At 64.7% G+C, this 8,420-nt stretch carries 8 protein-coding genes and 1 pseudogene; 5 read left to right on the plus strand and 4 right to left on the minus strand.

Going from position 1 to position 8,420, the window contains the following annotated elements; translation table 11 throughout:
- Window positions 1–11 precede the first annotated feature (11 nt).
- Both WAW17_RS19835 and WAW17_RS19840 read left to right on the plus strand, forming a co-directional pair.
- On the plus strand, window positions 12–965 hold the full coding sequence (locus WAW17_RS19835) for an ATP-binding cassette domain-containing protein (RefSeq protein ID WP_422334638.1): 954 nt from the start codon (window positions 12–14) through the stop codon (window positions 963–965).
- Entirely contained in the window at window positions 962–1,750 is a 789-nt protein-coding gene (locus tag WAW17_RS19840) for an ABC transporter permease (RefSeq protein ID WP_422334631.1), read from the plus strand. The genes WAW17_RS19835 and WAW17_RS19840 overlap by 4 nt, the downstream gene beginning before the upstream one ends.
- A 25-nt stretch (window positions 1,751–1,775) precedes the next feature.
- Here WAW17_RS19840 and WAW17_RS19845 read toward each other — a convergent pair whose 3' ends face one another.
- Window positions 1,776–2,396 (minus strand): TetR family transcriptional regulator, encoded by a 621-nt coding sequence (locus tag WAW17_RS19845; RefSeq protein WP_422334632.1) that lies wholly within the window; start codon window positions 2,394–2,396, stop codon window positions 1,776–1,778.
- A gap of 143 nt (window positions 2,397–2,539) precedes the next feature.
- On the opposite strand from WAW17_RS19845, the gene WAW17_RS19850 reads away from it, so the two are divergent.
- The 3 genes from WAW17_RS19850 to WAW17_RS19860 all read left to right on the plus strand — a co-directional run bounded on the left by WAW17_RS19850 (window position 2,540) and on the right by WAW17_RS19860 (window position 4,968).
- Window positions 2,540–2,779, plus strand: a complete 240-nt coding sequence (locus tag WAW17_RS19850; RefSeq protein ID WP_422334633.1) for a ferredoxin — start codon at window positions 2,540–2,542, stop codon at window positions 2,777–2,779.
- Window positions 2,780–2,786: 7 nt separating this feature from the next.
- Window positions 2,787–4,067, plus strand: a complete 1,281-nt coding sequence (locus WAW17_RS19855; protein WP_422334634.1) for a cytochrome P450 — start codon at window positions 2,787–2,789, stop codon at window positions 4,065–4,067.
- Window positions 4,068–4,128: 61 nt separating this feature from the next.
- Window positions 4,129–4,968: a mycofactocin-coupled SDR family oxidoreductase gene (locus WAW17_RS19860; RefSeq protein ID WP_422334635.1), complete on the plus strand. Its 840-nt coding sequence runs from the start codon at window positions 4,129–4,131 to the stop codon at window positions 4,966–4,968.
- A 913-nt stretch (window positions 4,969–5,881) separates the two neighbouring features.
- Here WAW17_RS19860 and WAW17_RS19865 read toward each other — a convergent pair.
- The 3 genes and pseudogenes from WAW17_RS19865 to WAW17_RS19875 form a co-directional block, all read right to left on the minus strand.
- Complete coding sequence (locus WAW17_RS19865; RefSeq protein WP_422334636.1) at window positions 5,882–6,787, minus strand: acyl-CoA thioesterase; 906 nt, start codon at window positions 6,785–6,787, stop codon at window positions 5,882–5,884.
- 169 nt (window positions 6,788–6,956) lie between these two features.
- Complete coding sequence (locus tag WAW17_RS19870) at window positions 6,957–7,571, minus strand: phosphotransferase (protein WP_422334637.1); 615 nt, start codon at window positions 7,569–7,571, stop codon at window positions 6,957–6,959.
- A 50-nt stretch (window positions 7,572–7,621) separates the two neighbouring features.
- Window positions 7,622–8,179, minus strand: a pseudogene (locus tag WAW17_RS19875) (hypothetical protein); the annotation flags it as partial.
- Window positions 8,180–8,420: the final 241 nt, after the last annotated feature.

Consider the following 8,420-nt stretch of genomic DNA (forward strand, 5'->3'; position numbering starts at 1 on the left):
GAGAACACATCATGACCCTGTCTACTCGCCCGGCCGCAGTGCACGTGCGTGGCCTGCGGAAGTCCTATGGCGAACAGTCGGTTCTCGACGGCATCGACCTCACGGTGCCCTCCGGGACCGTCTTCGCACTGCTCGGCCCGAACGGCGCGGGCAAGACCACGATCGTGCACATCCTCTCCACCCTCATCCGGCCCGACGCGGGCGAGGTGGTCGTTGCCGGGCACGATCTCCACGGCGAGCCCGACGCCATCCGCCGCACCATCGGCGTCACCGGCCAGTTCTCGGCCGTGGACGGATTATTGACGGTGGAGGAGAACATGCGGCTGATGGCCGACCTGCAGCGTCTCGATCGTGTCGAGGGAACACGGCGGATCGCTTCCCTGCTGGGCCGGTTCGAACTCGCCGACGCCGCAGACAAGCCGGCCGCAACCTGTTCCGGCGGGATGAGACGCAAGCTCGATCTCGCGATGACCCTGGTCGGCGAGCCGAGTGTGGTGTTCCTCGACGAGCCGACTACGGGGCTGGACCCGCGCGGCCGGCGGGTGCTATGGGACATCGTGCGTGAACTCGTGGCCGAGGGGGTGACGATCGTGCTCACGACCCAGTACCTCGACGAGGCAGACCAACTCGCCGACACCGTCGCCGTACTCGACGGTGGCCGCATCGTCGCCGAGGGCACGCCCGCGGAGCTCAAGCGGCGTGTTCGTGGTGGAAGTGTTCGTCTGTACCTGGCCGACCTCGGAGCACTCGACGCGGCGGCACGGGCGTTTCCCGCCGGAACGCCGGACGCGGACACCTGCGTCCTCACGGTGCCCGGCGGCACCGACGTTCCGGGGCTGCGCGCCGTGCTCGATCGACTCGACGGTGCCGGCGTTGCTCCCGAACACCTCGAGGTGAGAACTCCGGACCTCGACGAAGTCTTCTTTGCACTCACCAGCTCCGATGCACGAAAGGTCTTACAGTGAACACGATTTCGCCTGCCCTGGCCGATTCGGCTGTGATGTTCCGTCGCAACCTGGTACACCTGCGTCGATACCCGAGCATGACCGTGCTACTCATCGGGACGCCGATCCTGATCCTGCTGCTGTTCGTGTACGTCTTCGGCGGCACCCTCGGTGCAGGTCTGCCCGGGGCGGGCGGCCGCGCCGAGTACCTCGCGTACGTCACCCCGGCAATCGTGGTCATGGGGGCGGCTGCCGTGGCGCAGGGCACCGCCATCTCCGTCGCCACCGACATGACCGAGGGCATCGTCGCGCGGTTCCGCACAATGGCGATCTCGCCGGGGTCGGTGCTCGCCGGCCACGTGCTGGGCAGCGTCGTGCAGGGCCTGCTGGCGATGGGCACGGTGCTGCTCGTTGCCGTCGCGCTCGGCTTCCGCCCCGACGCCGGCCCGTTCGGGTGGCTCGCGGTGCTCGGTCTGCTCGCGTTGGTCTCGTTTGCGCTGACCTGGCTGTCGGTGGCGTTGGGGCTGGTGTCGGACAGCGTCGAGACGGCGAGCAATCTGCCGATGTTCCTGATCTTCCTGCCGTTTCTCGGCAGCGGGTTCGTGCCGACGGACTCGATGCCGGTGGGTCTGCGTTGGTTCGCCGAATACCAGCCGTTCACCCCGATGACCGAGACCGTGCGCGGTCTGCTTGCCGGCGACGCAGATGCCGGTACTGCCGCTCTCTCGGTCGGGTGGTGCGCGCTGATCGCGGCGGCCGGTTATGCGTGGGCGCGAGTGCTGATGCGGCGCGAACGCACCCGCTGAATCGCCGCTCTCACGCCCGGCTCGGTCATTCGCCTCGAGGCGCAGGCCCCGAGGTCTCGTCTCGGAGTGAGGCCTGATAGCCGGTCGTCAGCCAGAAGACGGTGCGATCGAGAGTGGGGATGATGTCGGTGATCGCGATGTGTCCCTCGCGGTACCGTCCGACCAGGCCGTAGACGACGCTCGAGAGGATCGATTCCAGGTCTGCGACGAAGTTGGGATCCACGTCGGACAGGACTGCCATGCCGACGGGCACGACAGGGTCGAAGCCTCGCACGGCGAGGCCCTCGCCGCCAGGCGCTGTCCGCACACGAAAGTACGCCAGGAGCATTGCCGGGTGCTGCGCCCAGGGTTCGAAGATTGCACGAATCACGCGCATCATCGCCGGGTGCAGGGGCTCGCTCGGATCGCGCGCCTGTTTGACGATCCCGGAGTGGGTCTCCTCCATCCAGCGTTCGATCGCGGCGAGGATCAACTCGTCCCGGGTGGCGTACCGCTTGTAGATGGTCGACAGCGACGTGCGCGCACGACGCGCGACCTCGCGCAGTTGGACTGCGTCGTAGCCCTCGTTCTCGAGGAGGTCGACGACGGTGTCGAGAAGTCGGTCACCGGTCCGGTTCGTCCCGCCCACCACTTGGGTGTTCTCCATGTTTGCGAATTTCCTTGCCGTAAGTGGGTAACCCGGTTATCGTATCGGCTGTAACGCAGTTACTCACTGTATATCCGGCGGCCGACGCACGGAAACGTCCGTGCCACCGTACGAGTCCGAAACTCATCCATGGGGAGTACCCGATGACGGGATCACCGAAGCGCCTGCACATCGACCGCGACCTGTGCGAGGCGCACGCGCTGTGTGTCGAGATCGCGCCCGAGATCTTCGATCTCGGGGACGACGACATCGCCGTCTGTGGCGACACTCCACCGGAAGCGTTGTGGCCCAGAGCGCAATCTGCGGCCAGCGCTTGCCCGCGCCAAGCCATCAGCATCGTCAAGGGCTCGCCCGCCCTGTCACCTCGTTCACCGAAAGGCTAGTGATCCGATGACCGATCTCGCATCAGTCGACTACTTCTCCGACGGAGAGGTCGCACAGAACCCCTTCGAGTACTTCGACTCCCTCCGGAGCCGGAACCCGGTCTTCCGCGAGCCGCACCACGGGGTGGTGGTCGTCACCGGTTATCGCGAGGTGGTCGAAGGATTCAAGAACAGCGAAGCCCTCTCGGCGGTCAATGCAATCGGCGGACCGTTTCCTCCGTTGCCGTTCGTACCCGAGGGTGACGACATCACCGAGCAGATCGAAGCACACCGTCATCTGTTTCCGATCTTCGAGCATCTGGTCACGATGGATCCCCCCGACCACACGCGGGCTCGGGCGCTGCTGGGTCGGCTCCTCACTCCGAAACGATTGAAGGAGAACGAGGAGTATCTGTGGTCCCTGGCCGACGAGGTACTCGACGAGTTCATCGACAACGGACGCTGTGAGTTTCTCAGCGAGTACGCCAAACCATTTGCGACGCTGGCTATCGCAGATCTTCTCGGCGTCCCGGAGCAGGACCGTGACGAGTTTCGCTGGGCACTGGGCGCCGCGGAACGCTCCGGCACCCGGGTCGGGGCGCTCGACCACGAGCCGGTGGGGATCAACCCACTGGAATATCTGGAGGAGCAATTCGGCGGCTACCTCTCCGAACGGCGGCGCGAACCCCGTGGCGACATTCTCAGCGGTCTGGCCACAGCGACGTATCCGGATGGATCGACACCCGAGCTCATGGAGGTCGTGCGGCCCGCGACCTTCCTGTTCGCTGCCGGCCAGGAAACGGTGACGAAGCTTCTCAGCTCGGCACTACGGGTTCTCTGTGAACGGCCCGAGTACCAGAAGATCCTCCGCGAGGATCGCAGTCTCGTCCGGCCGTTCATGGAGGAATCCCTCCGTTTCGACAGTCCGACGAAGGTCGACTTCCGCCTCGCTCGCAAGTCCACCAGGATCGGCGATCTCGATGTCCCTGCCGGGACGGTCGTGATGCTGGCTCTCGCTGCCGCCAACCGTGATCCAGGCAAGTTCGAGAACCCGAACGAGTTCCGACTCGACCGGAAGAACGCGCACGATCACATCGCATTCGGACGGGGGCTGCACACCTGTGCCGGTGCGCCGCTCGCCCGTATGGAAGGCAACGTAACCCTGAACCGTCTGCTCGACAGGATGAGTGACATCAGCATCAGTGAACGCGCGCACGGCTCGGCGGACGACCGTTTGTTCCTCTACGAGCCCACCTTTCTGCTGCGCGGCCTCGTCGAGCTCCACATCGACTTCAGCCAGACCGGATAGACGCAATTCGGCAAGACACTGCATCGGGCAATCGCTCGATGCGCGACCAGAGAGGTGATTCATGGCAGGCAGAGTAGAAGGCAAGGTTGCGTTCATCACGGGTGCCGCACGCGGTCAGGGGCGCAGTCATGCGGTCCGGCTCGCGCAGGAGGGCGCGGATATCATCGCGCTCGACATCTGCGGACCGATCAGAGAGAACGCACTGATCGAGCCGTCGACGCCGGAGGATATGGCCGAAACCGTAGAACTGGTCAAGGGTTTCAACCGCCGTATTGTGACGGCGGAGGTCGACGTTCGCGATTTCGACGCAGTGAAGGCCGCGGTGGACAGCGGCGTCGAGCAACTGGGCCGACTCGACATCATCGTCGCTAACGCCGGGATCGGAACCGGTGGAACCCCCCTTCATCAGACCGACGAGTTCGACTGGCAGGAAATGCAGGACATCAACCTCTCCGGGGTGTGGAAGTCGGTGAAGGCCGGCGTTCCGCACATGATCGCGGGAGGTAACGGCGGATCGATCATCCTGACGAGCTCGGTGGGCGGGCTCAAGGCCTATCCGAACACGGGCCCGTACATCGCCGCGAAACACGGCGTGGTCGGACTGATGCGCTCGTTCGCCGTTGAACTCGGTGAGCACTTCATCCGAGTCAATTCCGTTCACCCCACCAACGTGAACACCCCGATGTTCATGAACGAGGGGGCGATGAAGATGTTCCGCCCCGACCTGGAGAACCCCGGGCCCGAGGATCTGAAGGTGGCAGCACAGTTCATGCACGTACTGCCGATCGGCTGGGTGGAGCCCGAGGACATCAGCAACGCCGTGCTGTTCCTTGCCTCCGACGAATCCCGCTACGTCACAGGTCTTCCCCTCACCGTCGATGCAGGCAGCACCCTCAAGTAGCCGCACTCACACCGGTCCGGATGCTCTTACGCGGGGAAGGCCGCGAGAATTGACACACATTTCTGCCACTGGAATGCACCCTGTGACAGGTCTTTCGCGACCCTGGATTCAGTGGTGTCGCCGGCAACACGACCGGCGGCACCCACTGACCTCGAGGAGTGGAGATGAGCTTCGCCAGTGCAGCAAAGCCCGTGCTTGGTCCGTGCCGACCAGGCTGAGGCACTGCAGGACGGTGCGACCAGTCGGCTAACCCTGCTCGCCGACTCGAATGTGACCGATGGCATGTTGACCGCGAATCGTGCGACATTCCAGAAGGGTTCGCCGGGCGCGCCCGCGCACTTCCATACCCGAGCCACCGAGATGTTCTTCGTGCTGAGCGGCGCCATGATGACGTGCCACACGCGTTCGCACCGTCCCGCGATCCCGAGGCCGAGATGCTCGTCGTGTTCACGCCGGGAATGGACAGGTCGACTACTACCGGCTGCTCGAGAGGGTGTACCAGGGTGAGGCCCCGGTGCAGGACATTCGCGACAGCGGAGCGGTTCGACAACCACTACTTCGACAGCTCGGTCTGGCAGCAGGAACTCACGCGTCGCTGATGCGGTCCAGGGATCAGGGTCCAGAAGCTGCACACGACGGTGGCGGCAGGATCTGGCAGAGCCCGGTAAGCGCGGCGGCGAAGGCATGGTCCGATGGGGCGGCATAGCCGACGACCAGATCGGGCGGAATGCCCTCGGGCCCATCGCTGTGAGCCGTGATCCTCTCAGCGGCGTGCCGGTACCAGCGCGCGGGGAAGCTCACCGCTCGGTCATGGCCACGCCATCACAACAGTCCGGGGCCGGATACTCACCATCGAGCCTCCAGGTTGTCGGCGAATTTCCCACGACCAACTGGAATTCCCCGATATACGCCCTCACTGACGCAGCCGGAGGAGCCCTTCCTGCATCGTGGTGGCCACGAGCGTGCCCTCGCGGTCGAACAGGTGACCGCGCGCGAGACCGCGGCCGCCGCCCATCCACAGGCCCTCCTGCTCGTACAGGTGCCACTCGTCGGCTCTGAATTCCGCGTGCAGCCAGACGGAATGATCCAGACTTGCGAGCTGGAGGCCCGGCTCCCCGATCGTGATGCCGTGCGGGGGCAGCGCGGATGACAAGAGGAAAAGGTCGGAGACGTAGCCGAATCCGGCTGCCTGCAACGCCGGGTCCTGGTCGAGGAGTTCGGACGTGCGGACCCAGGCCCGCTGGCGTGGGGGGCGGGACTCGCCGCGCGCAGTGGCCACTCTCGGGTATTCCTCGGGAAAGCGGAAGTCGACGGCGATGTTGCGGCGGAGAACATCGAGCCATGCCCGTGCGTCGCTGAGCTCCTCCGGGGAGAGGGAGTCCTCGAAGTCGGGAATCTCCTCGGGCGCAGGAGCGGTGGTGTCGAAGCTCTGGTGCGACAAGCCGGATTCGCGTCGCTGATACGACGCCGTCAGTTGGAAGATCGTCAGACCTTCCTGCGTCGCCCGGACGTTGCGGGTGGTGAAACTTCCACCGTCGCGTACCCGTTCGACGTGGTACACAACGGGTGCCTTGGGGTTTCCGGGATGGAGGAAGTGGCCGTGCAGTGAATGGACACGACGGTCGGGTGCCACGGTGCGTCCCGCCGCCACGAGAGCCTGCCCCACGGCCTGGCCACCGTAAATACGCAAGGCTGCATCGTTGTAAGTCCGGCCCAGGTAGAGGTCGGTGTCGAGTTCCTCGAGGTCGAGGATCTTCCCCAGCGGCGGGCGCTCGATGTGCTTCGGGTCGGTCGCGGGGATCGCGTGGGTGCCAGACATACCGCTACCATATAACTAAGTGATACATGTTGACACCCGGCGGCACCGTAGTCGCCCGACTGAACAAGGAACTCGACGCCACCCGCTCGCCCGTCGACCGGCGTCGGGCACCGAACGCGATCGGTTGACCTCGCATGTGAGTGGCGAAGCGCGCGGCCGACTTTGCCACTCACGTGGGTGTAGGGGGTAGACGCCAGGAGCCCTCCATCGTTCCCACCACCAGTTCTGCGAGCTCGAGATCCTCGGCCGCGGAATTCGCCCGAGCCAGAGCATGTTCGGAGTTGGCTCGCTCCTGGAGCCCGCCGAAAGCGATGGTGCTCATCGAGGCGTCCCAACCGTCGAGGGCGAACAGGCGATAGAGCTGCCATGCGTCCTTCTCGGACGGAGTATCGACTCCGTACTGCGCGAGCTTTTCGAGGTAGTGGGCGATGAGTTCTCGTTCGTGATCCCGGCGCATTTCCGGCGACAGCGAGGACACCATGAAGTAGGCGACGTCGCGTAGCCCATGCGCGCGGTGCGTCACCTGCCAGTCGAGCAGTCCAGCACGGCCGTCCGCGAAGCGGAATGTAGTGCCCAGATGGGTATCACCATGACACAGGGTGGTCGGTACCTGCTCCCACAATGGTGCAAGAGCATGGTGTGTTTGTTGAGCAGTTGCGCCAGGCGCACCACTTCGGGGGAGATATTCAGCTCGTCGGCCCGGTTGACGATGTGTCTGCGGCAGTACTTGAACATCACCTGCATGAGTTCGAAGCCGGCCCGTTGGGTCTGAGGGACAACCCACGACATGTCCGAGCGGAACCGGGGACTCTCCCAGAATGTGCCGTGGAGGTGCGCCAGTACCTCGACGAGCTTGTGCGCGTGCTCCGGCGGGCAATCGTCCGCCAGCGCGAAGACCGACGCGTCTTGCGCACCCAGATCTTCGAGCAGCAACATCTGGCGTCCGCCGCGGCTGTACTCGGTGACGTAGGCGCGGGGAGCGACACCCTCCAGATGTGGTCTCGCGGTGCGGTAGAACTCGACCTCTCCACGCGCCATGCCCAGAGCCGCGACCAGCGCCCGATTCTGGGCCGGGAGCGGCGTTGTTTTCACGAACACCGTCTCCGGAAGGCGTGCGGCGCGCCCGGCGGCGTTCCACCGCAGCGCCAGTAAGTTGCGATCAGTCGTGCCGGACGTCCCTCCGACGCGCTCGAAATCGTCGACGCGAGCACCCGATCCGTCCGGGACGAGCGAGGACGTGAGCCATTCGCTCGTGATGTCGGCGCACGAACGCGGTCGAGGGGCCGCTACCCACGGCGCTAATCCCAAAATCAGGTTGCCGGCGGCGTTCGCAGTGCCGTAGGCCCTCTTCAGTGCTGACCGAGCCCTGTCGTCCAGTGATGTTGTCGTCATGATGCCCCTGCGCTCGAGTGTGGTGACCGTCACACGGTACCAAGTAAGTCAGCTAGGTCATATATCTTCGGCACGCTCTTCGGTTGCGCGGTGCCGGTCGGTCGGTCAGCTCTCGCAACGACTTCCAAACGTCCGAATTCCCTGGACGTAGTTAACCTGGATGTGCTTCCGCATATCGGTCGTGTAGCGTCCCGAATGTAAATGTGGTGTGAATCACAGGCTTGGATAGCTCGGAGCGCAG

Origin of the sequence: Rhodococcus sp. (in: high G+C Gram-positive bacteria) (assembly GCF_049286785.1) — a bacterium.
In the GTDB taxonomy this organism is placed as follows: Bacteria; Actinomycetota; Actinomycetes; order Mycobacteriales; family Mycobacteriaceae; genus Rhodococcus_F.

Coding starts and splice junctions, on each gene's coding strand:
- WAW17_RS19835 (WP_422334638.1), top strand. CDS start 12: ATGACCCTGTCTACTCGCCCGGCCGCAGTGCACGTGCGTGGCCTGCGG.
- WAW17_RS19845 (WP_422334632.1), bottom strand. CDS start 2,396: ATGGAGAACACCCAAGTGGTGGGCGGGACGAACCGGACCGGTGACCGA.
- WAW17_RS19850 (WP_422334633.1), top strand. CDS start 2,540: ATGACGGGATCACCGAAGCGCCTGCACATCGACCGCGACCTGTGCGAG.
- WAW17_RS19855 (WP_422334634.1), top strand. CDS start 2,787: ATGACCGATCTCGCATCAGTCGACTACTTCTCCGACGGAGAGGTCGCA.
- WAW17_RS19860 (WP_422334635.1), top strand. CDS start 4,129: ATGGCAGGCAGAGTAGAAGGCAAGGTTGCGTTCATCACGGGTGCCGCA.
- WAW17_RS19865 (WP_422334636.1), bottom strand. CDS start 6,787: ATGTCTGGCACCCACGCGATCCCCGCGACCGACCCGAAGCACATCGAG.